The 24,977-nt window shown below is 29.3% G+C and carries 40 protein-coding genes and 1 other RNA gene; 21 read left to right on the forward strand and 20 right to left on the reverse strand.

Translation table 11 applies throughout. The annotated features are described in order from the left end of the window. Positions 1-21: 21 nt before the first annotated feature. From AVBRAN12640_RS06175 to AVBRAN12640_RS06215, 9 genes are all read left to right on the forward strand, one after another. The gene (locus tag AVBRAN12640_RS06175) at positions 22-666 is read left to right on the forward strand and encodes a hypothetical protein (RefSeq protein ID WP_214117608.1); all 645 of its coding nucleotides are present in this window, start codon (positions 22-24) and stop codon (positions 664-666) included. Further along, positions 659-1,099 (forward strand): hypothetical protein, encoded by a 441-nt coding sequence (locus AVBRAN12640_RS06180; RefSeq protein ID WP_214117609.1) that lies wholly within the window; start codon positions 659-661, stop codon positions 1,097-1,099. Before AVBRAN12640_RS06175 ends, AVBRAN12640_RS06180 begins: the two co-directional genes overlap by 8 nt. Continuing rightward, the gene (locus AVBRAN12640_RS06185; protein WP_336608924.1) at positions 1,099-1,458 is read left to right on the forward strand and encodes a hypothetical protein; all 360 of its coding nucleotides are present in this window, start codon (positions 1,099-1,101) and stop codon (positions 1,456-1,458) included. The genes AVBRAN12640_RS06180 and AVBRAN12640_RS06185 overlap by 1 nt, the downstream gene beginning before the upstream one ends. Further along, the gene (locus AVBRAN12640_RS06190) at positions 1,455-1,733 is read left to right on the forward strand and encodes a hypothetical protein (protein ID WP_336608925.1); all 279 of its coding nucleotides are present in this window, start codon (positions 1,455-1,457) and stop codon (positions 1,731-1,733) included. Before AVBRAN12640_RS06185 ends, AVBRAN12640_RS06190 begins: the two co-directional genes overlap by 4 nt. Further along, positions 1,720-2,181 carry a hypothetical protein gene (locus tag AVBRAN12640_RS06195; protein ID WP_336608926.1) on the forward strand — a complete coding sequence of 154 codons (462 nt, stop codon included), beginning with the start codon at positions 1,720-1,722 and terminating at the stop codon, positions 2,179-2,181. Before AVBRAN12640_RS06190 ends, AVBRAN12640_RS06195 begins: the two co-directional genes overlap by 14 nt. A gap of 6 nt (positions 2,182-2,187) precedes the next feature. Continuing rightward, positions 2,188-2,406, forward strand: coding sequence for a hypothetical protein (locus AVBRAN12640_RS06200; protein WP_336608927.1), 219 nt, complete (start codon positions 2,188-2,190; stop codon positions 2,404-2,406). Beyond that, positions 2,407-2,832, forward strand: coding sequence for a Panacea domain-containing protein (locus AVBRAN12640_RS06205; protein WP_336608928.1), 426 nt, complete (start codon positions 2,407-2,409; stop codon positions 2,830-2,832). Between the two features lie 441 nt (positions 2,833-3,273). After that, entirely contained in the window at positions 3,274-3,483 is a 210-nt protein-coding gene (locus AVBRAN12640_RS06210; protein WP_336608929.1) for a hypothetical protein, read from the forward strand. A 2-nt stretch (positions 3,484-3,485) separates the two neighbouring features. Further along, entirely contained in the window at positions 3,486-3,722 is a 237-nt protein-coding gene (locus AVBRAN12640_RS06215; protein WP_336608930.1) for a hypothetical protein, read from the forward strand. Here AVBRAN12640_RS06215 and AVBRAN12640_RS06220 read toward each other — a convergent pair. Genes AVBRAN12640_RS06220 through AVBRAN12640_RS06290 form a run of 15 tightly spaced genes read right to left on the reverse strand, consistent with a single transcriptional unit; the run spans position 3,702 to position 13,645 of the window. Beyond that, complete coding sequence (locus AVBRAN12640_RS06220) at positions 3,702-4,481, reverse strand: DNA adenine methylase (protein WP_336608931.1); 780 nt, start codon at positions 4,479-4,481, stop codon at positions 3,702-3,704. The two genes, AVBRAN12640_RS06215 and AVBRAN12640_RS06220, sit on opposite strands and share 21 nt — an antisense overlap. Then, complete coding sequence (locus AVBRAN12640_RS06225) at positions 4,482-4,796, reverse strand: hypothetical protein (RefSeq protein WP_336608932.1); 315 nt, start codon at positions 4,794-4,796, stop codon at positions 4,482-4,484. Continuing rightward, positions 4,797-5,018: a hypothetical protein gene (locus AVBRAN12640_RS06230; protein WP_336608933.1), complete on the reverse strand. Its 222-nt coding sequence runs from the start codon at positions 5,016-5,018 to the stop codon at positions 4,797-4,799. Further along, positions 4,981-5,271, reverse strand: coding sequence for a hypothetical protein (locus AVBRAN12640_RS06235; RefSeq protein WP_214117614.1), 291 nt, complete (start codon positions 5,269-5,271; stop codon positions 4,981-4,983). Before AVBRAN12640_RS06235 ends, AVBRAN12640_RS06230 begins: the two co-directional genes overlap by 38 nt. Continuing rightward, positions 5,271-6,176 carry a phage late control D family protein gene (locus tag AVBRAN12640_RS06240; RefSeq protein ID WP_336608934.1) on the reverse strand — a complete coding sequence of 302 codons (906 nt, stop codon included), beginning with the start codon at positions 6,174-6,176 and terminating at the stop codon, positions 5,271-5,273. Before AVBRAN12640_RS06240 ends, AVBRAN12640_RS06235 begins: the two co-directional genes overlap by 1 nt. After that, on the reverse strand, positions 6,167-6,373 hold the full coding sequence (locus AVBRAN12640_RS06245; protein ID WP_336608935.1) for a hypothetical protein: 207 nt from the start codon (positions 6,371-6,373) through the stop codon (positions 6,167-6,169). The genes AVBRAN12640_RS06240 and AVBRAN12640_RS06245 overlap by 10 nt, the downstream gene beginning before the upstream one ends. Further along, positions 6,370-6,735, reverse strand: a complete 366-nt coding sequence (locus tag AVBRAN12640_RS06250) for a DUF1353 domain-containing protein (RefSeq protein ID WP_336608936.1) — start codon at positions 6,733-6,735, stop codon at positions 6,370-6,372. Before AVBRAN12640_RS06250 ends, AVBRAN12640_RS06245 begins: the two co-directional genes overlap by 4 nt. Continuing rightward, positions 6,735-7,274, reverse strand: coding sequence for a DUF4376 domain-containing protein (locus AVBRAN12640_RS06255; RefSeq protein ID WP_336608937.1), 540 nt, complete (start codon positions 7,272-7,274; stop codon positions 6,735-6,737). Before AVBRAN12640_RS06255 ends, AVBRAN12640_RS06250 begins: the two co-directional genes overlap by 1 nt. A gap of 11 nt (positions 7,275-7,285) precedes the next feature. Further along, positions 7,286-7,777, reverse strand: coding sequence for a gp53-like domain-containing protein (locus AVBRAN12640_RS06260; RefSeq protein ID WP_336608938.1), 492 nt, complete (start codon positions 7,775-7,777; stop codon positions 7,286-7,288). A 3-nt stretch (positions 7,778-7,780) separates the two neighbouring features. Then, the gene (locus AVBRAN12640_RS06265; RefSeq protein ID WP_336612974.1) at positions 7,781-9,202 is read right to left on the reverse strand and encodes a tail fiber protein; all 1,422 of its coding nucleotides are present in this window, start codon (positions 9,200-9,202) and stop codon (positions 7,781-7,783) included. Continuing rightward, complete coding sequence (locus tag AVBRAN12640_RS06270) at positions 9,199-9,651, reverse strand: hypothetical protein (RefSeq protein WP_336612975.1); 453 nt, start codon at positions 9,649-9,651, stop codon at positions 9,199-9,201. Before AVBRAN12640_RS06270 ends, AVBRAN12640_RS06265 begins: the two co-directional genes overlap by 4 nt. Beyond that, positions 9,642-10,679, reverse strand: coding sequence for a baseplate J/gp47 family protein (locus AVBRAN12640_RS06275; RefSeq protein WP_336608966.1), 1,038 nt, complete (start codon positions 10,677-10,679; stop codon positions 9,642-9,644). Before AVBRAN12640_RS06275 ends, AVBRAN12640_RS06270 begins: the two co-directional genes overlap by 10 nt. After that, positions 10,669-10,938, reverse strand: a complete 270-nt coding sequence (locus AVBRAN12640_RS06280) for a hypothetical protein (RefSeq protein WP_336608967.1) — start codon at positions 10,936-10,938, stop codon at positions 10,669-10,671. Before AVBRAN12640_RS06280 ends, AVBRAN12640_RS06275 begins: the two co-directional genes overlap by 11 nt. 59 nt (positions 10,939-10,997) lie before the next feature. Then, on the reverse strand, positions 10,998-12,827 hold the full coding sequence (locus AVBRAN12640_RS06285) for a hypothetical protein (protein ID WP_336608968.1): 1,830 nt from the start codon (positions 12,825-12,827) through the stop codon (positions 10,998-11,000). Positions 12,828-12,871: 44 nt separating this feature from the next. Further along, positions 12,872-13,645 carry a S24 family peptidase gene (locus AVBRAN12640_RS06290; protein WP_214118645.1) on the reverse strand — a complete coding sequence of 258 codons (774 nt, stop codon included), beginning with the start codon at positions 13,643-13,645 and terminating at the stop codon, positions 12,872-12,874. A gap of 156 nt (positions 13,646-13,801) precedes the next feature. Here AVBRAN12640_RS06290 and AVBRAN12640_RS06295 point away from each other — a divergent pair, with 156 nt between their 5' ends. From AVBRAN12640_RS06295 to AVBRAN12640_RS06350, 12 genes are all read left to right on the forward strand, one after another. Beyond that, positions 13,802-13,966 carry a hypothetical protein gene (locus AVBRAN12640_RS06295; RefSeq protein WP_214118647.1) on the forward strand — a complete coding sequence of 55 codons (165 nt, stop codon included), beginning with the start codon at positions 13,802-13,804 and terminating at the stop codon, positions 13,964-13,966. A 17-nt stretch (positions 13,967-13,983) separates the two neighbouring features. Beyond that, positions 13,984-14,187: a hypothetical protein gene (locus AVBRAN12640_RS06300; RefSeq protein ID WP_214118649.1), complete on the forward strand. Its 204-nt coding sequence runs from the start codon at positions 13,984-13,986 to the stop codon at positions 14,185-14,187. Then, positions 14,180-14,734, forward strand: coding sequence for an ERF family protein (locus tag AVBRAN12640_RS06305; RefSeq protein ID WP_214118651.1), 555 nt, complete (start codon positions 14,180-14,182; stop codon positions 14,732-14,734). The genes AVBRAN12640_RS06300 and AVBRAN12640_RS06305 overlap by 8 nt, the downstream gene beginning before the upstream one ends. Position 14,735: 1 nt before the next feature. Then, positions 14,736-15,581, forward strand: coding sequence for a lambda-exonuclease family protein (locus AVBRAN12640_RS06310; RefSeq protein WP_336608969.1), 846 nt, complete (start codon positions 14,736-14,738; stop codon positions 15,579-15,581). Then, positions 15,578-16,093: a single-stranded DNA-binding protein gene (locus AVBRAN12640_RS06315; RefSeq protein WP_336608970.1), complete on the forward strand. Its 516-nt coding sequence runs from the start codon at positions 15,578-15,580 to the stop codon at positions 16,091-16,093. Before AVBRAN12640_RS06310 ends, AVBRAN12640_RS06315 begins: the two co-directional genes overlap by 4 nt. Beyond that, complete coding sequence (locus AVBRAN12640_RS06320; RefSeq protein WP_336608971.1) at positions 16,077-16,259, forward strand: hypothetical protein; 183 nt, start codon at positions 16,077-16,079, stop codon at positions 16,257-16,259. The genes AVBRAN12640_RS06315 and AVBRAN12640_RS06320 overlap by 17 nt, the downstream gene beginning before the upstream one ends. Continuing rightward, positions 16,256-16,645 (forward strand): hypothetical protein, encoded by a 390-nt coding sequence (locus AVBRAN12640_RS06325; RefSeq protein WP_336608972.1) that lies wholly within the window; start codon positions 16,256-16,258, stop codon positions 16,643-16,645. The genes AVBRAN12640_RS06320 and AVBRAN12640_RS06325 overlap by 4 nt, the downstream gene beginning before the upstream one ends. Further along, positions 16,642-17,028 carry a DUF3310 domain-containing protein gene (locus AVBRAN12640_RS06330; RefSeq protein WP_336608973.1) on the forward strand — a complete coding sequence of 129 codons (387 nt, stop codon included), beginning with the start codon at positions 16,642-16,644 and terminating at the stop codon, positions 17,026-17,028. The genes AVBRAN12640_RS06325 and AVBRAN12640_RS06330 overlap by 4 nt, the downstream gene beginning before the upstream one ends. A gap of 1 nt (position 17,029) precedes the next feature. Beyond that, positions 17,030-17,200, forward strand: coding sequence for a helix-turn-helix domain-containing protein (locus AVBRAN12640_RS06335; protein ID WP_214118661.1), 171 nt, complete (start codon positions 17,030-17,032; stop codon positions 17,198-17,200). A 95-nt stretch (positions 17,201-17,295) separates the two neighbouring features. Next, on the forward strand, positions 17,296-17,784 hold the full coding sequence (locus AVBRAN12640_RS06340; RefSeq protein ID WP_336608974.1) for a helix-turn-helix domain-containing protein: 489 nt from the start codon (positions 17,296-17,298) through the stop codon (positions 17,782-17,784). 193 nt (positions 17,785-17,977) lie between these two features. After that, the gene (locus tag AVBRAN12640_RS06345) at positions 17,978-18,166 is read left to right on the forward strand and encodes a hypothetical protein (RefSeq protein ID WP_214118665.1); all 189 of its coding nucleotides are present in this window, start codon (positions 17,978-17,980) and stop codon (positions 18,164-18,166) included. Between the two features lie 142 nt (positions 18,167-18,308). Beyond that, the gene (locus tag AVBRAN12640_RS06350) at positions 18,309-19,124 is read left to right on the forward strand and encodes a hypothetical protein (RefSeq protein WP_336608975.1); all 816 of its coding nucleotides are present in this window, start codon (positions 18,309-18,311) and stop codon (positions 19,122-19,124) included. Between the two features lie 274 nt (positions 19,125-19,398). Here the strand turns inward: AVBRAN12640_RS06350 and AVBRAN12640_RS06355 are convergent, their stop codons facing one another. The 5 genes from AVBRAN12640_RS06355 to rho all read right to left on the reverse strand — a co-directional run bounded on the left by AVBRAN12640_RS06355 (position 19,399) and on the right by rho (position 24,942). Continuing rightward, positions 19,399-19,788 carry a type II toxin-antitoxin system PemK/MazF family toxin gene (locus AVBRAN12640_RS06355; RefSeq protein WP_336608976.1) on the reverse strand — a complete coding sequence of 130 codons (390 nt, stop codon included), beginning with the start codon at positions 19,786-19,788 and terminating at the stop codon, positions 19,399-19,401. Next, on the reverse strand, positions 19,785-20,912 hold the full coding sequence (locus AVBRAN12640_RS06360) for a tyrosine-type recombinase/integrase (protein WP_336608977.1): 1,128 nt from the start codon (positions 20,910-20,912) through the stop codon (positions 19,785-19,787). The genes AVBRAN12640_RS06355 and AVBRAN12640_RS06360 overlap by 4 nt, the downstream gene beginning before the upstream one ends. 231 nt (positions 20,913-21,143) lie before the next feature. Further along, positions 21,144-21,495: a transfer-messenger RNA gene (gene ssrA / locus AVBRAN12640_RS06365) on the reverse strand. Between the two features lie 383 nt (positions 21,496-21,878). Further along, entirely contained in the window at positions 21,879-23,621 is a 1,743-nt protein-coding gene (dnaX, locus tag AVBRAN12640_RS06370; protein WP_336608978.1) for a DNA polymerase III subunit gamma/tau, read from the reverse strand. A 1-nt stretch (position 23,622) separates the two neighbouring features. Then, a complete protein-coding gene (gene rho / locus AVBRAN12640_RS06375) occupies positions 23,623-24,942 on the reverse strand; it encodes a transcription termination factor Rho (RefSeq protein WP_214118675.1) in 1,320 nt (439 codons plus the stop codon). Between the last annotated feature and the right edge of the window lie 35 nt (positions 24,943-24,977).

Consider the following 24,977-nt stretch of genomic DNA (forward strand, 5'->3'; position numbering starts at 1 on the left):
TTAGAAAAAAAAGGAGAAAACATGGGAAACAGATGTTATGTTGCTAAAATTGATGTAGAAAAGAAAGAAATTGAGCTTTTTTATAATCACTGGAATGGTGGATTTTCTAGTATTGTGCCAACGCTTGAAATTGCTAAACATTTACAACTTGATTTTAAAGATTTTGCAAAACTAAATGAAAAGGCTTACAATGAAGGCACAGTCCTTAATGAAGTTATAAAAATAGATGAGAATTTTAGCGTGGCAAAATTCATAGACAAATATGATTGTTATGATAATGGAATTTATTTTATAGATAAGGATTTAAATTTAAGAGCTAGATATTATGATAATTTAGTTTATTGTCATGAAGACTTAGAATATGAGTTTAGCGAAACAGCTGATTATACGATAGAAAAAGCTGATTTGAAAATCAAATCTAGCGATATTAAGCATGATAAATACATATTCACTGATCTTAAATACATTGATAAGCATATCTCATTACACGAGTTTTTAGAGCTATTCAAACCTAGCGATGATAAAAATATCAATACTCTTAATGTGCTAAATAAAAGCATAGAATACTTAGATATTGGCTTACATAATGAAGATTTTGAAGCGATAAAAGTTGTTGAGAAAATATTAAGCGATTTGGCTGATGATTTAGGAGTTAAAAATGAGTAAAGAACTAATCAATATCATAAGCAAAGATGATTTAAAAACGCTAGTAAATCAAGTGTATGAGCAAAGGAAAATTTATCGTGATAAATATTATGTAGAAATGTGTTTTCCATTGCTACAAAGTGGAGAATGCAGTTACTTATTTGAAAACGCTGTAGATTTAAGAAAAATTAAGAATTTTAATATTTATGCTGCAGAGCCTGATGATTGTGTTGACAATCTTTCATTATTTATAAAGTTAAACATTGCATATTGCAATAAAGAAATTGATATAGAAGTATATTGTTATGACCTTATTTATGATGTTTCTTACGACAAGCTAAGGATACGACGCACACCTAAAAGCACGGTAGAAGAAACCACAAACGCAATTATCGAGCTAATAGAAGAGATTAATAATAAACAGTCTTTATTTGAGCTAGTTTGGAGCGAGTGATGAGAATAGTTTTTACTTTTATTAGGCATGAACTCGCAATGTTTATATTATTACTCTTTTTAGCATTATTGTGTGTTGTGTTATTTAGTTGCTTTTTTTATGGATTTGTTTATTTAGGCACAGGTTTGTGGGATAACATGGGTATTCTAGCAGTTGCTTTTATAAACTTGGGTGTTTTCGTTTTTTGCTTTGATTTTGCACATGAATATTATAAAAAAATCATATTTGTATCTAAAGAACTTAAGACGGACATAGAAAGCATTGCTATTTTATCTTCTGATACTTTGCAAGGGCTTTATGATGAGTGTGTGGAGCGTAAAATAAAATCATTATCTCAAGAAAAGGAGAATGAGCTATGAACCTACAAAAAATAAAAGAATTTTTAAAAATTACCAAATTATATTTTCAAAATAGGCTTAAGCCATTAAGGATGGTTCAAAAATATTACGACATTAGCATTGATGAATATCTAGCATTAAGCCCTAGACAAAGAATTAAATTAATAGAAGAAGTTGCATACGAAGAAAGACAACGCAAGATAAAAGAGCGTGAAAGACGGAATAAAGAACTAGATAAACAAAGCGAAAAGTTATTTAATGAAATAAAGCAAAGGAAAAGAGATGAAAATATTTAATCTATTTAAAAAGAAAAATAAAGGTGTGACAGTTTGTGGCAAGAGTATTATTATAAATAATATTGATATTAATAAAGTCTTTAGCGAATGTATCGCTAGACTTGATGAAGCTATAAAAGAGAAAAGCTTTGATGATGTAAAAGCTATAAGAGATGGATTAGAACAAATACAAAAAGAAATAGAACAAGATAACGATTTTGTATTTGATAGTAATAACTGCATTTATGTTAATAGTAGCAACATTAATAGTAATAATATAAATAGCTACATAGGAAATAACATAAATTCAACAGCATTTTTTAGTAGCGTCGTTACAAATATAGGCGATGGGAAAAAGAAAGCCAAAATAAAGCAAAGAAGCTTTTTTAATCGTGGAAATATGGCAGGTGGAAATATAGTTATTTCGCAAAATAATATAAATGGCGATAATTTTTTTGATGGTAAGTAGGTAAAAATGCAAACTATTTGGAATGTAATATCTATATTTATTTTAATATTGTTATTAGGAGCAAGTTGGGAAAATACAAAACAAAGACAACTATTAAATCAAGCACTAGAACAATCAGAATTCTCACGACAAATAGCAGAAAATGCAATAAAAGAAATAAGGGAAACGCAAAAAATCAATGATGAATTATTATATTATATAAATAAAAATATAGAAAGAAAATAAATGAAAAATGCAATGTTTTACGCTAGACAAGTGATTAAATATTGCCATGAAAATAATCATGACATAACTAATTTGCAATTACAAAAGATTTTGTATTTTCTACAAGCACAAAACCTAAGACTTTATAATGAGCCGTTATTTGAAGATGATTTTGAAGCTTTTAAGTATGGGGCAATTATATATGAAGTATATAACAATTATAGTCGTTATGGTGCTCATGCGATAGCAGATGATATTACAGATAGACTAGAATTGTCATATAAGCAAAAATCACTGATTGAAAATTGTATGAACTTAGCTGCATTTAAATTAGTAGATATAAACACTCAAGTTGGTGGGGCTTGGTATAAAACTTTTCGCAACGGTGTTGGTATAGGAAATATTATTGATAAAAAATTAATAAGCCTAGAAGCAACAACAGCTTAGCCAAATATAAACTACCGAGAATTATTCGGTAGTTGCTAATGTTTTTTATTTGTTTTATAAATCCACACGCAAGTGGCAATAAAAACTAAAACCATAATCACATCTAAAACCATTTTTAATCCTTTCTTGATAAAATTATCAAGGAGCTTAAAACTAAAGTATTTTAGTCCCCTGTAGGGGGAGTGGCTTTAAAGCCACCCTAGTAGTTTTGCTATCCAGTAAAGCATTTGCAAAACCAAAACTAAAATCTGCAGAACTTTAGTCATTTTTGCTCCTTTTGTTTTATTTTGTAAAAGTTCATAAATCTTTAACTTTTACACCAATATTATACATAATTTTATAAGTTTTGTCAAGACTAAAATACATATTTTTATAACTTTTTTAAGCTTTTTATTAATTATTTATGTATTTTGATATAATTAACATAAAAAAAGGATTAAAATGGATATAATTGCATTTGAAAAAAAATTAAATGAATTAGGACTTAGTAAAAAAGATTTTGCTAATCTTGTAGGTGCTACTTATAATGGGGTTGTGAATTGGAACAGCAAAGGGGAAACGCCTAAGTGGGTGGAAAGTTGGCTTGATAATTATAAGTATAAGAAATTTTATGAGTTAATGAAAACAGAGTTCGAGAAATTCAATGAGTAATGATGATTGAATTAAGTCCAGAATGGCAAATGATAATTAATGAAATTAACAAGCACTACAAAAAATATGCTAAAGCTATTAAAAAAGTGTTCAGGGGGATAAGAAACGACCTAAATGCTTTTATAAATCGTTTAAAAGCACCATATAAATATAGATATTTTACTATTAATGAATGTAAGAAAATAAAGCCAAAAAAACATAAATACCAAGCAAAATTACTAAAAATTAGTAATTATTAGCTCGGCTCTATCGCTTTGATATTTTGCTCTAAAACATTGCTTAACGCTTGTAAAATGTATATTAAAATCTTTATAAAGTGCCAAAATTTCATCGCAGTTGTTATAGCTTAATACAAATTTTGCTTTTGTATGCTTTAATAATGTTTGTAGTTTTTCATGGCTAAAACCTGCAATATTATCATAAAGCTTTCTGTTGCTTACATAAGGTGGATCTAAATAAAACAATGTATCTTTATCGTTATAATACTCAATAAGTTCTAGGGCATCTTTATTTTCTATACAAACATTTCTTAATCGTCTTGAATATACAGTAAAATCTCTTACAATATTAGCTGGGCTTCTATGCTTACCGCAAGCAAAAGTTACTCCGCCACCACTTTTATTTATTTTAGAACCAAAAGAGCATTTAATCATATAAAATGTAAATGCAGCTCTTTCAATATCATTTCTTGCAGTTGCCTTTTTATCTCTTATAAGTTCGTGTAATTTTCTACTAATTAACAATCTTTCAAGTTCATTTTTTAAGCTCTGTGGTCGTGTTTTAATGATGAAATGTAAGTTAATTAAATCATCATTTACATCATTTATTACTTCTATTTTACTCGGATTTTTAGCATAAAATACACTTAAAGCACCACAAAACGGCTCTACATATATTTTGTGCTTTGCTTTATCTATAAACGGAACTATTGTATCAGCTAGTTTATATTTTCCACCGACCCACGCAAACGGAGCTTTTAACTTAAGTATTTTTTGCATTTAAGCCACCTTATTTAAGATGGCTTGAGCGGTCTTATCAACGCCTTTGATTTCTTCTTTTACTTCTTTACACATTTCTTTATTCCATTCAGTCAACGCCTTAAATGTTTCAGCGTTAGTTTTTACACCTTGAGCTACTTCTTCTAATGCTTTTGCGTTGCGTTCTAATGAAGCTTTTATTGTTTCATCTACTTTTTTTGAGTGTCGGTTATGTTGCCATGCTTGATACAAAATAAATGCTACTAAAAGTCCATTAGGCGTAATTCCATCAAGTGTAATTATCTTGATTAGTATATCTACCATACCTGCGTCCATTCATTCTCCTTGTTTTACAAAATCTCTCACGGCTTTTAACTTAGCTTTGCAATCACGATAAGCACTCACGCTATCTATAACAAATAAAGCAAAATCGCCGTTTGTTTTCATATCTCTATTTATATTTAAATTCTCGCATTCTAAAAAGTCTGTTGGCACTTGCTCTTTTACATACACTATCTTTTCACTGCAAGCTGTTAAAAATATCAAGAAAATAATCATCAAGCTTATCTTTACTTTTCTCATTTTCACTTACCTTTTTTGTTAAAGATAAACGGATTTTTTGTTTATCTTGTAGTTTTTTATTTAGCTCATCTCTTGCTAAATTTGCTCTTTTTAGCTCATCATCTTTTGCTAAAATCACGGCATTTAGCTCAAATGCTTTAGTTTTTGCTTTATCTAAACTCGCTTTTAAATCACTTATGTATAAATACATTAGCAAGATGATAACTCCTAAAATCGCATTTATTTTCATTAGCAAAACTCCACGCTAGTAATAAACCCACTAGCATTTATTGAATGCGTTATTTTTTCTATTTGAGTGTTTAAAGTCTTATTTTCAAGCACTATATCAAGCAATGCACCTGCATTCATAGCACGACCCAAAACTTTTAAAGAGCCTTTAAAGCTCGCATTCTTTTGAGTTTGTAGCTTAGAGTTTGCTAGGGTTAGTGCTTCTTGCTTGTTCTTTACAAAACTATTGATTTTTTTTACAGGCTCACTGTTACCTGCTCTTATAACTATATCTTTATTCTCTTTAGCATCAAAATAAGTTACTTCTACACTACCTGCACTAACTGCTGCAATGAACTCATAATCAAGCTCTATTAACTCGCTTTCTTGCAATTCATATTTAAGTCTTTTATTCTCTTTATTTGCATCGTGCAAAATCAATGTATCATTTTTGATACTCATATTTACACCTAGCTTGTCGCATTCATTAGATAAAAAGGCTAAATCACTTTGATTGTTTTGCTGATAGTTTTTAAGCTCGTTTTTGCTAACCTGTGCTTTAAACTTTAAGCCATTTTCTTTTGCTATACTACGTGCAACTTTTAAAAACTCGCTTTCTTTAAATGTCCTATTTTTTATTTGTTTTGCACGGCTTAGATTTGCACTCACACATTCTAGCTCATAAGTTTGCTTATACTTGATTTTGATTTTATTTATATAAAAAGCACCTAAAAGCACACCATCGCAAAATACTTTTATAGTGTCATTTAATCTTGGCTCAGGTGTGTTATAACTTAGCGTGATATTGCAAGTATCAGCCTGACCTTTTGCATAATCATTAATAGTAATATTTATAAAAGGTATTTGAGCCGTTTTATCAATATCATTATAAAATAATGTTATCTTTGGCTTATAAACTAGCTCCATAAAGTCTCCGTTTTTTTAGTTTCAACTTTAGGCTCTATTAGTTCTATTTGTTCGCCACCACGAAAATAAAGCGCGTTTAAATGCTTATGATTAGCTCTTAAAAACTCTTGATAAAAGCTAGATGAATAATCATCTCTTTTATAATGTTTGGCATAAATCACGCTTAATTTTTCGCCTTGCTTTGCAATATAAATCATCTAAAAACCTTGTATTTTAAAAAATGATAAAATCTGCACGAGTTGTAAAATAAAGCCGATTTGAAATTGCTAACATCTAGCTCTTTTAACGCAATAAAAAATATATTGTCAGCTAAAATAAAGTCTTCATAGTTTTTATCGTTTTGATATGCTTTATCGCACAAGTAGTCATGAATAACTACTGCTGATAAGTATTCAGGCGAATTGGGTGGATAGATAGACCAAAGCAAACGAGGTATATTTGCCCCGTTGGTTTGATAACCTTTATTAATTTCAACTTTAGCAAATCCACATTCGTAACAATATGGCTCTGCTAATTCGTATTTATCTTTATCAAAAGGTTTTATTACTACTCTTTGCATTAGTTAAACTCCAAATTAATTGCATATAAACTTTCTTTATTTTCAGCATTTCTAATTTGTTCTTTGTAAGTCCAGTATTTAGCTGTGATTATTTGTAATCTTTGTGCTATTAATAAAGATAGATTTTTTAAATCATCTAAGACAAAAACATTAAGTGAGTTATCACTTGCTTTCCACGAAAAATTATCAGGTACTGCACCAACACTAGAAAAAATAACTAAACTTTGGGTTAAAAGTTCTTTTGCTTTAGCGTCTGCTTGATAAAACTTATCTTTATATAAAATATCAGCATTCTCAACTGATGATTTTAAACTTTCTAACTCGTTTAATTTAAGCTCTTTCAACTCATCTATGCTTAGCTCTCTTTCTTTATAAATTAAACGCAATTCATTTGTTACATAATTAGCATTTATATTTAAAGCTTGTGAGTGTTCTTTTTCGCTTATTGTAAAATTTGGTTCAGGTATAAAATCACTTATCTCATCATCATAATAAGCTTTAATTTCTCTTGTATTTTCATCATAATTTACATAAATCATTTTTTCTCCTTTTAAAAACCAATCGCAAAAATTGAACCTATAACATTTGAATTAGTGGCATATTTATTCCAATAAGTCTTATGAATTTCAACTTGCGTATTTGTATAATTTGTAATATGTAATATAGAGCCATAACCACCACCAATACTACTACCTGAATCTGTTTTATCTTTTGAATTTGCAATAACGCTTAAAACTTTATTTGGAAAAGCTATAGGAAATTTTATTACTTCAGTTGATACTTTTGTATTGTTCGCATTTATCCATTGCAAAATTAGTCCGTTAGGTAATTTTGTATAACCATTGTCTGCAAAAGATTTTTGGCTTAAGTGCATATTTATAGCATTTTTAATAGCTGTAAAATCAGTAATATTAAGCTTAGCATTAAGCTTGTTATCTACTACTTGCTTATCATACACACTAGCTAGTAGCTTACTTTGAGCATCTAACATTGCTCTTTGATTGGTGATTAATTCACTTAAACTTCTTTGTATTTCTTCCATTGTTTATTCCTTTATTTGAATTATGAAATTCATTGACATATTGATTGGGCGATTTTCATTAGCGGTTGGAACAACACGACTAGCATTAAAGTCAACATAGGAATTACCATTACCTACTCTACTACCACCTTGCGCCAAATCATCACCTTTGCCATTAGTTTTAACAAATGCTCCGACACCTTTTGTGAATATTGGATAAGAAGCAAATATTGAAGCTGTTATATTCCTAATCGCATCACCTTGTGATACGCCTAATGCTGCAGCATTACCGCCAACGCAACGAACAAAACGACCACGCAAATCAGGTATCTTAAACTTAAGTTTGTCAGCACTTTCTCCATAAATTGTGCCGATAGCACTAAATAATTGTGGGTAAGCTGTTTTTAATAATTCACGACCATCGCACAACATATAGTTACTAGGAATTGTCGCACCTGCATACATAAATATCATACCTACTTTACCCCCCCCCAATTCAATTTTAGTGAGTAGGTTTTGGCATTGGGTCATTAACTTACTCATTTGTGTGTTTTGAAGTGCGAGTTGATTTAATACACTTGTATGATTTGTGCTAATTGTTGTATTTTGTGTGGTTTGGCTGTTATCAACTTCAGCTTTTGTGTAAGTTGTAGTTTTATCAGCTTTAGTATTATTTAAAGCATTATACTTGTCTGTATCTTTTTTATCAATCTCAGCTTTTGTATACGTTTCTGTTTTAGTATAGTAATTATTCAAAGCTGCTTTATCAGCTTTAGTATTATTTAAAGCATTATACTTGTCTGTATCTTTTTTATCAATCTCAGCTTTTGTATACGTTTCTGTTTTAGTATAGTAATTATTCAAAGCTGCTTTATCAGCTTTAGTATTTTCAAGAGTTTTTATCTTATCATCTTGCAAGTTTTGAGAAGCTGTAAAATCGCTTATATTGACTTTATCTAATCCTAGTTTTGCTATTAACTCATCTTGTGCTTTTTGAGAAGTATTAAAATGTGCTAAAGTTGGATAGACTATCGTTTCATCTATTTTTATACTTAATTCACTTGCGTGTTTAAGCTCCATTGCTAACTTATAATGAAACAATGAAGCGTTTGTATCTGTTGCTTTACTTAGCACTGGTGTTCTTTTTATTTTAGTAAAGCATAAAAGCTCTCTATTTTTTGCCACAAATCCAACGCAATTTATGAAAAAATCTTGTGCTGTATCATTTCTTAGCACTGCTTCAAGGATTATTTTTGAGTTATCAAATTCATCTATTCTTACGCTTGTTGGAAGATTTTCATATTTGATATTTGTTAAAGACGCTGTGTTTTCATCTAGTGTATCTAAATTACAATCAGCATAAACAACCTTTGATATAAATAAATCAAGCTTATTTATAATTGCGTGTGTTATTAGCTTTTTACCTGCATTCGTAATTATTGTCATAGTTCTTTAAACTCCTTAATTTGCATTACTGCCTGAATTATTAAAGGCTTTTCGTGTATTGTGATAAGTTCTATGTTTTCACATACGCTTCTTACGTTTTTATATTTATTTATGTATTCGCTAAGCTTTAGTATGTTTTCGCTAGTTGTGTTTTCGCTAATCTCAACCACTGCTTTAAAAGTATAAGGTTTATCTAAATTAACAACTTTACAATCAGCAAAAACCCCACGAAGCATAGTTTTAAAATAGCTCGCAGTCCCTTCGCTTTGATTTAGCAGAAGTGGAGTTTTTAGTTCTTGATAATGTCCCCATTGTGATGATAAAACTTTTGTATTTTTTACATTTGGCTTATAAAAATGCTCGGTATTTATAGAATATGCATTATCAAGCACTTCTAAAATAGAGTTTTTGTAATCTTCTAAAGATTTTGAATAAATACTTAAATCCATTTTTCAATCCTTAATGAATTTAGCTTTAAAATACTATTTTTATCTATCGTTTGAAGTGGCGTTGTGATACTTATATCACTTATATTCTCATCATTGCATAAGCTTATGATTTTACTCTCGCTTACGCTCTCGCCAATGTCAAGCTTTTTATAAAAATCTTTTATGATATAATCAATCTTTGCTAAGTTCTCGGCAAATAAAAAATCATCTTTTACTTTGATTTTTATTACTAAATCTTGCGTGATTTCTTTACATTTAATAAGATTAATTTTATCTGTTAATGGCACTTTATTTTCAAGGGCCTTTAAGATTTGTGGCTCTATATTTTCAGCTTGAGTGTAGTAGCAAATGAAGACCTGTCCTGGCTTTGTGTTATCATCATATACTTTAGCTTTTAATACAGCTTTAGTTGATAAGACATAAAATAAATAGCTTTCAGCACTTCCTGCCGTGCTAAATCTATGAAGTGCTAGTTTAAAGCGTTCTTTTAGCTCTTCATCGCTCTCACGATAACTATCGTTTTGCCATTCTGTTATTTGCTCTATTTTTTCAATGTAGATATTTTGAGTTTCAAGCATTGATATTTTCATATCTAAAAACTCGTTATTTTCTATCTCACATAGCTCTATAATCTCATCTTTTACATATACATCATTTAGCAAATACGCATAATGACCTTTGCCATCGCTTAATTTGGTATTCTTAGGTATAAATGTAGGGCTATTTGCTGTGATTTTTATTTTGCATGTTGCATTATTTGCGTGTTTTCTAGTTAGTCCTACAAGTGCTACAAGCTCATCTAAAAATGTATCGCGTGAATATACTAAATAGTTTTGCATAGCTATATTTGTGATATATTCATGCTTTGTCTTAAACCACTCCAAAAAGCAATCAGTTAAAATCATAATATCATCATTTATTAGCGGCTTATAATCGCTTTGATTTGCTTTGTTTTTGTAATTTTCTATGATTTCATTACGAGCTTTATCTATATCAAATGGAGCGAAAAATACATCATTATAATTCATAAATGACACGCTCCTTGCTCTCAATTACTTCGTAATCAATAAGCACATTTGTTCCGTTTAGGGCTAATTTTTTAATGATAATGCGTGGCTCAAGTAGTTTTATTTGCTCTGCTAAAGTCTTTAAATATGCGTGAGTGTTAGCATGTGTTAGCTCTTTATCAACCAAGCTATCACAACCCAAAAATGGGCGTAATGCGTGACTAAACTTACGCTTTTTTATAATTCTAGTTAAATTATCATCTATGCTTATCTTATACATAGATGAAGTTTAAAAAAGCTTTGGTTGTTATTTGTATTACAAATAAAAAGAATGTTATATCAAGATAGCATTTGTTCTACAATATAACCAACTAAACAAATAGCTAAATAAATCAATAAATATTTTTTCCATTTGCTTTTCTTTTTTGCTTTGATGTCTGATGATTGATTTTGTTTCATTTCGTATTCTTTAATGACTTTTTCTACATTCTTGCTATCAAAATCAGATGAAATTGAAATGCCTTTACTATCTTTTGAAAATTTCATAGATTTTCTTATCTCTTCTTTTAGCATTTTTTGTAATTCTTCAGGATACTCGTTAAGTGGACTATCTATTTCTCTTATTTCGCTATCAAAAAACGCATCAGGTATTTTAAAATCTTTATAATATTCAGCATATTTATCTATGTTATCGCTATCTAAATGACTTAAATCTATTTCATCTAATACGCTATATTTTCTCTCGTTTTTTGGCGTAGTTTTGCTATATTCATACCAAGCTTTACAAAAAACCGCTTCAGTAGCTATTTCATCAGGTAAGTATTTAAATAAGTGCGGACTTTTGCAAAGCTCATCATATATTATTTGTAAATGGTTTTTGAATGCTTCTTCAGGCACTTCATAAAATCCACCAAAGTATCTACAAGTAATCAATGCTCTAAACATTTCTTCGCTTGATTTTATCTCATCTGATAAATCTTTTATAGCCTCTCTATCTTTTGTCAAAAGCTCCACTAAAACATCATAGTCTTTTAATTGTTTATCGCTTAGTTTATAAGTATTGTTAGATAGCAAATCTTTTACTAATAGTTGTTTATCAAGCTTTCTAGTGCTGACTTTTTCTTTTTTTAATCCGCCAATTAATTCATCAGGTGCTTGATCTATAAAATCTAAATAGCTTTCACATACTATATCATAATTATCCATAGAGTGATTTTGCACTCTTTTTACATATTCTTCCCAAGCAAAAATCCACATCTGCTTATCATTCTTAAACTCTTTTGGCATTGAACTTAAAGCCCAAGTGGTTTTAGAAAGTGCGTATTTCCACAAATCCTTATTTAAATATACGCTATCATTAAACAAAGCAAGAGTTCTAAAGCTGTTTATATCCACACAATACATAGCAAGTTCTAAGCTGTTTTTTATATTATCATTTGCATATTTTATTAAAGAATATCTTTTAGGCAATATCTTTTTAAATAATTCTAGGTTATTTTGCATATTTTCTGATATATATTGTAAGTTTTTAGCGTCTAAATCAAGCAACCATTCGCAAAACTCCAAATCGTTTAATATTTGTTCTCCTAGATGTTCTGCGTGATGAAAGTTCTCTAAAAACATCAAAAAGCTTTTATCGTTTTTAATATTATTAGAGGCGTGTTTTATGTAATTTAAATCAATTTTAATTAACTCTTTCATAAAATCATCATCTTGCTTTAGCTTATCGCCTATAAAATCAGCTTTTTTAGTATTTTGTGCTATATATAAAACAAACTCTTTATTATTTTTCAACTCTTCAGCAGCATAGCTTAATGCTTTTGTAATGCCTAGCATTTTTACATAATTTATCATAATCTTAGCATCTTGTCTGATAACAGGACCTATGTGTTTTAGCACATTGATTTTGTTTTCGGATAGCTTTAGTATAAAATCATAATCATTTTGCAATCTTTCGCTAAGTTTGTTAAAATGGGAGCTACTAAGCTGTAAGATAGAAAAGGCAAAATCACTATCATCTAACAAGCTTTCATCTACATATTTTACTAGCTTTGTATTTTGTGTGAGTGCGTAATAGCAAATATTTTTATCTTTATATAATTCTTTATCAAGTATTTTAAAAATATTTATATCTTCTTTTAATTTTGCTAAAACATCATCTTTATTCATAAGCCATCCTTTTTTTATTAAAAGGATAGCTAAAATACTTTAAACTAGCATAATTTTTTAAAATCGTAATTATAAATACCAACGACCATTCCTAAGACACTAAAATTACGGTCTGGTAAAACTTCTTTATCTTTATAATCTTCTTTGTTATCACTGCGTAAAAATAGTTTATCATCTATCTCAACTACTCTTTTTACATAGTATTTATCTTCATAAAACAAAACATAAATGGCACCATATACAGGAATATTACTTAGCCTTTTAACGACTAACGAACTTCCTTCGTTTATTGTAGGCTTCATACTATCTCCTATCATGGGAAACAGTGCTAATTCATTAAGCTCTTTTACTTTTCTTATTTCCAAATGAGCCATAATCTCATCTTTTAAAAAAGGTATATCAACTTTGTCAGTTTCAAATACTTCTATCCCAGTTCCAGCTGAAACAGTTAAATCTTTATAAAAAGGGATATAAATAATCTTAGAGCTTTCCAAATCTAATTCTTGTGCCTCATTTAATATACTATCTAATACTTCTCTCTCGCTATCATTTAACATTGTCCTGTCTTTAAAAAATGTACTAACATCTACATTATTCTCTTTAGCAATTATAAAAAGCATTTCTCTTTTTGGTGCCATATTTTTATCTTCGTTTACCCAACACTTAATACTAGGTTCTTTTGCTCCTTTAATACCCAAACTAAGAAAATGCCTAGACCACCAAGCATAACCATTTCTGCCTAGATATGTTCTTAACACATCAATATCTAATATTTTTTTGATTATTTTACTTTCTTCTTTTACTTGTTGTGTATTCATAGCTAGTCCTTAATTTATAAATATCTTTTTTAGTATAGTGAAATAAATAAAAAAAATCAATAGTTTAAAAATAATATACTAAAAAATATATTTTAAGATATTATTAAGATATTTTTAACTATACTTTTAAGTATATTATTAAAAAAGGAGATTTATATGAATTGTTTAGAAATCAAAACTTTAACTTATGATTATGCAATTTCAGGACATAGAAAAGATTATTCGGCTTTAGTATATTATGTAGATAATCGTAACATAATAAGAGATAGAAGATTTAAGTTTGCAGTTGATAGATTAAAAAATACTAAAAAAGATATTTAATGAAAGGTATTTAAAAAATGCGTGATTTTTATTTAACAGACATAGCAAGATTTAATCTTACTAACTTTTGTAGTGGCTTTAGGGATAAAAGCCGTGATGATTGTAGATTTTATCGCAATAAAGAAGGGGTTGAGTTTTCTAGTTCAACTCACCACGTTGTTGATAATTCAATTATTAGAACTAGAAAATACAGAATTGATTGTGGAGATTTAGATGAGTGAGATTATAAAAGTATTAAGCACTATTCAGCAAAAGATAAAAGCGAAAAAAGATGCCAAAAATAAGTTTGCAAAATACGAATATAGAACAATAGAAAGCATTTTAGAAAATTATAAAAAGGCAAGCGAAGGATTAGAAACGACGCTTACATTTAGCGAAAAAATCTTATGCGATTTTGATGGCAAGATTATCTTAGAAGCTACAGCTATTCTACAAAAAGCAAATGAGAGTATTAGTTCTAATGCTATCGTGGAGATTGACTATAACCACAAAGGTATGAGTAAGGAGCAGATTTGGGGAACAGCTTCAACTTATGCTAAAAAAAGAGCCGTTTCATCTTTATTATGTCTTGATGATAGCGAAGATGATCCTGATAGTTTAGATAATGACGAAAACCCAAATTCAAATTCTTTAGTTGATGAAATCAAAAACCTAGCAAAAATAAACAATGTAGCAATAGAACAAATACTAAAGTGTGAAAAACTTAAAAGTTTAGAAAATGCAAAACCTGAGCAATTACACAAAATATTAGACAATTTAAGGAGTTAATATGAAAATAATTAATTTAGAGCAAAATACACAAGAATGGTTAGACTATCGCAAAGATAAGTTTAGTGCGAGTATTACACCTGTGCTTTTTGGTGTGGGTTATCACAAAGCCTATCAAGAAGCATATTATAGATATGGTGGTGGAAAGCGTCCTGACATCTCTTGGATACCTGCAGTTGAGCTTGGCGTAGAATATGAGCCAAAAGTTAGAGATTTTATAAATGTTAGTTTGAAGCGTAATTTTAAGCCTATCGTGTGCGAAGACGAACAAGACGGACGCTTTATTGCGAGTTTAGATGGATATGATAACGGCGAGATATTAGAAATTAAGGTAAGCGAACTAGGGTTAATCGCTTATAGAAAGTCACACGAAGTTCCATTAAGATATATGTATCAAATACAGCATCAAATGATGGTAAGCGTAGCTAAAAAAGCACTTTTAGCTATCGCTTATCCAAAATACGATGGCACACTTGATATTGAACTTATAAACATAGAGCCTGATTTGGCAATGCAAGATGAGATTAAAAGCAAATGGCTAGAGTTTGAAAGCACTTATAGATACAAAAATATTGATTATCAAGCACTAATAAAAACAGATGAATTATGCGAAGTGCAAAAGCAATTAAAAACATTAGGGGAGCGTGAAAAAGAGCTTAAAAGCTACTTTTATCAGTTTGATGATAGCACGATTTATGAAACGCCTACAGCAAAGCTAACTTATAGCATAAGCACGAGAGAAACAATTGATTATAAAGCGATAGTTGAGCGTAACGGATATGAGATTTTAGAAAGTGATAAAAAGACTAGCGAAACAAGAACAATAAGAATTAAGGAGATAGCGTGAATAAGACAATCATCATAGGAAGATTAACAAAAGATATAGAGCTAAAAACTTCAAGCAGCACAGGCACAGCGATAGTAAATAACACTATCGCAACAAGTCGTATTAGAAATAATCAAAACGGCGAGAGAATAGAAGAAACATTGTTTTTAGACATAGTAGCATTTAATCGCACAGCTGAAGTAATGAACCAATACTTACATAAAGGCTCAAAACTAGCAGTTGAAGGATATTTGCAACAACAGACTTGGGTAGATAATCAAACAGGGCAGAATAGAAGTAAAATCGTATTGATTATAGAAAATATGGAAATGCTAGACAATAAGCAAGATAATCAAAATAACAATCAAGGTGGTTATCAAAATAACTATCAGCAACCAAGACAAAATAATTATCAAAACAATAATTATCAGCAACAACCAAGACAAAATCAAGCTAATAATTATCAACAGCCACAGCAGAATTATCAAAACAATAATTACCAACAAGGTGGAGCTGATGAATTGCCTTGGTAATGTAAGAAATATGATTATCTTTTGCTTAGAAATAAGCATTAGAGAGCTTTTTATAAAGCGTTTTGGCTTAGCAAGATATAACGAAAACTTAGGCACTAGCTACACAGCTAGCAGCCTAAACAAACTAAGAGATAAAGAATTAAAGATTTTAAGGAGTTTAAGATGAGAGAAATAGTAAAACTAATTAATAAAAAAGATTTAGAAGAAATAATAGAATTAGAATTAAAAATTAATAACTTTTATAAGTATAGTAATTTATTCAGTGTTGCTTTATTAGTTGACGGTTGCGTTTTCTTGCATATAAAAAATGAAGAAATAAGAAAAAAACTAGGAACTAATTATATAAATAACTTTATTTTTTATATTGATTTGAACTATGCAACAATTGACACAAATTTTACAAGCTATAACGAAGCTATTAACATTCAAAAAACCATCGAGCTAGAAAAGCATTGTACTTCAAAAGACATAGCAAAATATATAGAGCAAATCATTGATGAATACAACAAAGAGCAAGATTATATTACTTTTGTTTGGGGAGATGAAGAATGAAACTACATCCATTACTAAATCCAAAAAGCCCCCACTACGGAAGTGGTAAGGACGCAACCATTTATAAAATGTATGATAAGTATAAGCAAAAAGATTTATTAGCTTGGTGCAGAATTAATACTGCAAAATACAAAGCAAGAAAAGGCAAAAAGCAAGGCGAAAGCGAACAGGACAATCAAGAAAAATACGAGAGCTTTTATTACACAGCTTTGCTTATTGATTGTGCGAAGTTACTGAATAATCAATTAGCTTATCGTATTTTAGCTGGGAAAGTGACAGAAGAATCGCTTAAAACGAAGCTAGAGTATTTACAAAATAAAGATTTTCATTCAGTAGATGATAGATGTATGCTTGAAATTTTAGAGTATATGGCAAGGGGTTAAAATGAAAAAAACATACACATTAAAAGAAGTAGCAAAAATTACAAGCCAAAGTTATATAACAGTTTATAGACATTTACAGCAAGGTATTTTAAATGCTAAATCAACAGCTTTTAAAGCGACTTGGAAAGTTAGCGAAGAAAATTTACAAGACTACTTAAACAAGATAGCCTAGTAAGTATGGCTATAAAACATATTAAAGAATTAAGTAATAAATTAACTTAATTCTTACTTGAATATTTTAGTATTTAGGAATAAGTAGGAGATTTTATGGGAAAAGATTTTTATGGTTATGATAGTTTAACAAATGAAAGAATTTATATTTACGGTTCATTAAAAAGAAAAATAAAAAACAATATAGAAGTAAAGCGTGGAAACGAAAAACTATTAATAGAAGATATAAAAGCACAAATTGAAGCCATTACAGGCAAAGAGCCATTTATTCATGAAGGTGGTAATCATATAGTGTTTGCAGAAAGTGCAGAAAAATCAATCGGTGGTGAATACTATTGTATAAAGTGGCATTATGCAAACAACAAAGAAGAAAATATAGTAAAACAAACTTGTAAAGAATTAGGAATTACACAAAAAGAGCTAAGTGAAATGCTAGATGTTCCACAATCAACAATATCAGGCTGGGCTACAACGAATATTCCAAAGATGGCAGAGTTATCGCTTAATCTCTTAGCAGAAAACAAACAACTAAAGGAAAAATTAGATGTATTTAAAAAAGCTTTTGAACTCGCTAGCAAATTATAAGGTGTAGACAAAATGTCTATACCTTTAAAATACTAAAATTAGTATTTTAAAATAAATAAAATCCTAAAATTAAAATAAAATACTTGACTTTATTCTAAAATTAGAATATAATATTATTATAATTACTAGTATTAGTAATTTATGTTCTTTTAGAGATGATTGTTAATTAATTTTATTTGCTATAATTTTTACTATGAAAGATTTATTAAAAGAATTAGGCAAACTTTCATTTGATTTTGCAAAAGTGATTTTTGCATTAGCGATAATCACACCTGTTTTAAAAGATGAAAGTTTTAATTATTGGAGCATTATAGCTGTTATCGTATGTGTTGCATTTGGTTCAGCTTGTATTTACAAAGGAGGTAAAGATGGAAACGCTTGATATAATTTATAAAACAATTACTTTCGTTGGAATAATATTAACGATTTTGGTATGGTTTTTCGTACCAAATCCAAAAAAGGGAAAAGATAGTTAAATAAAATTAAACATTCATCTCTTAAAAATATTAAATTAGGAGATGATTATGTTGCAAAAAATACAAAATAGCAACTCACTGTTAGTTGCTTCTTATTATGGAATTATAAAAAGCACAATTTTAAAACATTTTACTCGCAATTCAGACGAGTTAATAGAAGGAATACATTATTTTTACGAATACGAAAGAACAAAAGGTGGGGTTCAAAAAGTAATTAAATGGACTTTAGAAGGCGTTTATATGTTAGGCTTTTTTATCAAAAGTGCCAAAGCAAAAGAATATCGTAAAAAAGTAGCAAGGCTATTGAGAGAACAAAGCGAAGAAAAACTAAAAAGCCTAAATAATAGCATCACAACCCTAGAACGCAGAAATAAGCGAGTTGCTTTAGGTTATAAATCACAATTAGCACAACAGAAAGAAAAGTATGAATTAAAGCTCAAGGTTTTAGAGTGCGAACTAGAACATAAAAGCAAGATTGATTATGATAAACCAAGCCAAGAGCTAAAGAAAGCATTAGCCGAGCGTGGGTGGTTGCTTATGAATAAGGATAATTTCAGTGTTTTAGGAGAAAATATAGCAACTAGGATTTGCATTAGCCTAAGAGATATTCTAGGCACTAATTATCCGCCTTGCTTGAAGCAATTAATTGATGTTAGTTTTATGGAAACAAGGAATTATTTTAATAAAAGAATTAGTACTAATCAAGGATTGCCATTTACAGCAGAAAGTTATAAAATAAAAAGAGCCGATAGTTCTTATACGCCAATCTATGGCAAATGGGTAATTGAAGATGGAAAGCAGATTGTAGGTTGGGAACTTGAGTTAAGGTGGAAAGGGGATAAAAAATTAAGTTATGGGGGCTAATGGCTCCCTAATACGGAAATAAATTCTATTCTTATTTATTTTAACCAAATAAACACTATAATTAAAATGTTTCAGCCGTGTTGGCTTAGTCGCCCCCTTATCGCAAGATAATGGCTCGGGTTTCCCCCACCTTTTAGGTGTGGGGTTAATTTAATGGTTTGTTAATAATTTTTAGTTAAAATAATGACAATTGCTTTTAATAGCAAGTTTTGTCCCCTTATCGCAAGATAACGGCTCGGATGCCTAGCCTTAGAGCTAGGGGAATTAAAAAAGGCTAAATTAAATTAGCCTTTATCTTATCTCTAATGTTTTCAAAATCACTTTTACTTATATTAATATTTGCTATATTTTCTACTCTTTTTGTATCGAATAATTTTATTTGAGATAACAAAGCCGTTCTAATATCATTATTTTTAGTATAAAAGCTATAAAAGTATGGAAAGCTATTATCTTTCGCCTTAGTACTTAATGGCACTCCTATAAAAGAGTTTTTATAAATTAATTTTAACACAAGCACAGGTCTTACATAGTTTTTACCCTTACCGTACACTTCAGAGCCAATATTTAAACCTAATCGTACCCAGTATACTTTACCTACTTTAACAGCTTTTTCTGTGCTTTTACTAGTATTCTTTTTTACTTCATTCCATTCATCGTAATTCATAGAAAATCCTTAATAAACTTCTCTAAATAATCTCCCCACCATTGCATTAATTCCCTTTTAGCTTCTAGCTTATGGCTTCTATCATACACGCCACGAACTCCTCCTACCGTATGAGCTAGGCAAAGCTCTATAATCTCGCTTGAATAATTATTATCGTTAGCTATCGTGCTAAACATTGCACGAAATCCGTGGGGCGTGAATTCATCGTTTGTAATGCCATTTTTACGCAAAAATGAACGCATAGTATTATCGCTTATACCTTGATTTTGCTGTTTCTCACTATAAAATACATAATCACTATTTTTCATAGTCTTCATAATTTCTAGCACTCTTTTTGCTTGGGTGCTAAGTGGTAAATAAAACGGCTTTTTGCGTTTCATTTGTTCGGCAGGTATTTCTAAAATATCATCGTTTATATATTCCCATTTAAGCAGTCTCACATTGCCAGGTCTTAATGCCGTAAGTGCATTAAAAATTAATGCGTATTTTGTAATAGGTCTTGCTTTTTGAATTAGTGTGAATAGATATTCTAAATCATCGCCTTTAGTTATTGTAGGATAATTTTCTACTGGCTTATAGCGAACTATCATATCAAGCTTTATAGGAAATAATATGTGATTGTCAGTATAATCAAGCATGCAAGCGTAAGAATATATGCGTTTTAATAGATTTAAAAGCTTTTTAGCAGTTGAACTTTTATCTTTTAGTATTCCAAAGCGTTTTATAATATCGGCTTTGCTAACTTCTTTTATGTCTTTGTCGCTCAATTCTTTATCAAGTATAAATCTATCTAATAGTGAATAATATGTGTGTAATTGCTTATCGCTAATTTGGTTTTCTTGAGTTTGCATATAATCATAACATACTTGTTTGAAAGGTATTTTATTTTTATCATTAATAATTTTTTCTTGTGTGCTATCAATTTGCATTATTGCATTTCTTATTCTAAAACTTGAGCTAAACTCGCCTAGTGTCTTTTTAACTCTTTTTTTATTAATGAATGTAATTAAAACAAAAGATTTTTTACCTTTAGGTGTTATACAAATATATAAATTATAAACGACCTTTTTCATATAAACTTTATCATTTGGCTTTAATTTTATGATTTCACTATCAGTTAGCATAATAAGCTCCTTTTTTTATTGTTTTAGTCCCTAATAGTTCAATTTAAGTCCTTAAAAATGATTAAGGACTTAAATTAAGGACTAAAAATTTGATAAATAATGATAAAAAAAGATAAACAATGATAAATAAAGATAAAAGAAACATACAAAATAAACAAGCTTAAAGCGTGATATTATAGACATTTAAAGATAATTTGATAAATAATGATAAAAGATGATAAAAAATAAGAATGGTGGAGCTGTGGAGATTTGAACTCCAGTCCAAAACTAGCTCAAAACCAGCGTCTACATGCTTAGTAGGCTGCTTAAATTCATTTTTGCCAAGTGCAGCTTACGACTTTAGCAAAAACTAAGGCTTTTATTTTATTTAAAGTCTAGCCAAAGCTTTAAACTAGCTTGAATGATGACCCGCTAATGCTATTACAAGCTTTAAGCATCGCAGGGCTCAACTGAACTTACGCAGCGTAAGCGTAAGCAGGAGCTAATTCTTTTTTGTTTGCGTTTAATTTTAATTTAGCGTTTAACGTAGCAACACGGCATGCAGCTAATCCCTTACTAATCCTGTCGAAACCTAGTCAGCCCCAAGAAAAGTAAAGTTGTGATTATATCAAATTAACATTATTTTTCAAGGTCTATTTTCACTTAAAGGTCCTAAAGCATTTGTAATTAAATCTAATTTTTTCTTAATTTCTAATTGTTCTTTACTTAACTTTAAATGCTCTATTTCTAAATTTATATTTTTTTCTTCAATGTTTTCAGGTTCTATTACAAATTTAGATAATTCTAATTCGCCTAAATGCCTAGATATATTAAAATCTTGTTCTCTATTAAATTCATTAGCCTTATTTTCTAAATCAATACTACTTTGAAAATCTGGTTCTATTACAAATTTAGATAATTCTAATTCGCCTAAATGCCTAGATATATTAAAATCTTGCTCTTTATTAAACTCATTAGGTTTAGTTTCTAATGAAGTTTTTTTTTATCTAGCTCTGCATTGATTATTTTTGCATTTTTAGTTTTAAAAAACGCACTACATTTAGCTAAAACATTTTTAATATTATCTCTTAAAATAGCCTTTTCTTTCTCATTATAAGGCGGCATTACATGTAATTCTAAAGTATCATTTTCTATTTTAATTTTTACTAATGATTCAAATAAAATATTTTGAAGTTCAGGTTCGTATTGCTCTAAAATATCATCTGGTATTTCATAAATATTATCTTCATCTTCAAAAGTCATATTAGAATCTAAAAAATCATCGCTTTGATACTCAGGATATTTAATCTCTTCTTCATAAGTATTGTAATTATTTTGAAATTCCTGTTTTAAATTCTTATTTGAATTATTTTCAAAATTAGTATTATTTATTTTAGGATAATTATTTTCTTCTTTTATTGCTTCATTTTTTACATTTTGCTTCGTTAAATCGCTAATTAAAACTAATTTTGCATCATTAAAGATACTAGCAAATACATTCTTTACAACGCTTGTATAATATTGTTTAAAATACTGCTTATCTTCTTCATTTTTAGGGTTGATTTTAATACAAAATTCACTACCATCAAAACTTACAAAAGAAGCACATTCTTTAAATATTTCTCCTAATTTATAATCTCTTTTAGCAATCATAGTTACAAAATTTAAGTAATCTTGCTCGTTTTTATTTATATTTTCTACTTTTAAATCTTCATCTATACTTTTTAATTTTGTAGCGTCTTTTAGCATAAATGCTAAAATGTATAAAATAAATTCATCATCATCGCTAATCTTTGTCATATTTTTAGCCTTTGCTAAAATATGAAAAAACCTATCGTATAAAATTAAAGAAAAATTTGGATTTTTATTAGCAAAACTATCTTTTAAAAAAGAACTCATCTCATCAATTACCACACTTGCTTCATAAGATTTAGCAAGTTCTAAAAATCTAAAAATACCATTATCATTTGAGCTTAAAACATCAGCAAAAAATTGCTTTATAATATTTGGTTCTATTAAACCTAGCATTAAAGCTATGCTTTCTTTATTAAGTTTTCTTTGAGAATAAATTATGCCTTGCTCTAATAAAGTAAGGCTATCTCTTAAAGACCCGCCACCGCTTCTAGCAATAAGAGTTAAAGCTTCTTTTTCATAAGGAATTTGCTCATTTGCTAATATAAATTCCATTCTACTTACAATATCTTGTAAAGGAATTTTTTTAAATCTAAAATGTAAAACCCTACTTAAAATAGTAGCTGGCAATTTATGCACATCAGTTGTTGCTAAAATAAATTTAACATGACTAGGTGGTTCTTCAAGTGTTTTTAAAAGCGCATTGAAGGCTTCACGAGTAAGCATATGTACTTCATCAATTATAAAAATCTTAAATCTTGAATGAAGTGGTGCATATTTTGTATTTTCTATTAAATCTTGAATACTATCAATACCACGATTACTAGCCGCATCAAGCTCATAAATATCTATTCCATCATTACTAACGCAACTAGCACACATTCCGCAAGGTTTTGAGCTAATCCCACGCTCACAATTTAGTGCTTTTGCTAATATCCTAGCAGAGCTAGTCTTTCCACTCCCGCGAAGACCAGAAAAAAGATAAGCATTAGCTATGTTTTTACTATCTAGTGCATATTTTAAACTCTTACTAACAGCACTTTGTCCTACTAAATCATCGTAATTTTTTGGACGATATTTAAGTGATAAATTTTGCATATTATTCATTTAATCCTGACAATAATTCTTCATTATTTTGAGTTTTTAGCATTTTTGCATATAAAAATTTAAGCGCTTCTACATCTTCCATAGAATTCATAGCTGAACGAATTGCCCAAATCTTAGGTAAATTAATTGGCCCTTGTAATAATTCTTCTTTTCTCGTTCCACTCTTTGTAATATTTATAGCTGGATATATTCTTCTATCTGAAATATTTCTATCAAGAACGATTTCACTATTTCCTGTTCCTTTAAATTCTTCAAAAATCACATCATCCATTCTTGAACCCGTATCAATTAAAGCAGTTGCAACTATTGTTAAGCTTCCACCATGCTCAATATTTCTAGCAGCTCCAAAAAATCTTTTTGGCTTATGAAGTGCATTTGCATCAACACCACCACTTAAAACCTTACCACTACTAGGAGTTGCAGTATTATAAGCACGAGCAAGTCTTGTGATACTATCAAGTAAGATTATTACATCTTTACCCATTTCTACTAAACGCTTAGCTTTTTCAATCACAAGTTCAGCCACACGCACATGATTTAATGCAGGTTGATCAAATGTAGAGCTAAAAACTTCACCTTTTACACATCTTTGCATATCAGTTACTTCTTCAGGTCGCTCATCAATTAAAAGCACTATTAGTTGGCTTTCAGGATGATTTTTAGCAATTGCAGTTGCTAATTCTTTCATTAATTCAGTTTTTCCTGTTCTAGGAGGTGCTACTATTAATCCACGCTGACCTTTTCCAATAGGTGTGAATAAATCAAGCACCCTACCCGTTAGCTTTAAAGGGTCGTATTCAAGTTGTAATTTTTCTGTTGGAAAAATTGGAGTTAAGTTATCAAATAAAGCTCTTTTTTTAGCTTCTGCTAAAGGTAAATAATTAATCGCTTCAATTTTCAAAAGTGCATAATATTTTTCTTGTTCTCTTGGCTCTCTTACTTGACCTGTTACGATATCACCCACTCTTAAAGCAAATTTTTTAATCTGTGAATTACTAACATAAGCATCGTTTGCACTATCACTTAAATTCGCATCCATAGCTCTTAAAAAGCCGTAACCTTCTTGGTTAATCTCTAAAATACCTGTAAAGAGTATAAAACCACCTTTTTTTGTTTGAGCTTTTAATATTTCAAACATTAGCTCTTGTCTTCTAAATTCCATCGGATTTTCAACACCAGCTTCGTTTGCGATTTCTATTAGTTTTTCAAGAGTTAGTAGTTTTAATTCTTCTATTTTATATCCATCTACTGGAATATGCTTTTTTTGATTTTTTTTATCTTGCTTTTGTTCTGTTTGTATATCTTTATCCATTGATTTCCTTATTTGTAAAAAACGAAGTATTAAAA

Source organism: Campylobacter sp. RM12640 (assembly GCF_020137595.1).
GTDB lineage: Bacteria > Campylobacterota > Campylobacteria > Campylobacterales > Campylobacteraceae > Campylobacter_E.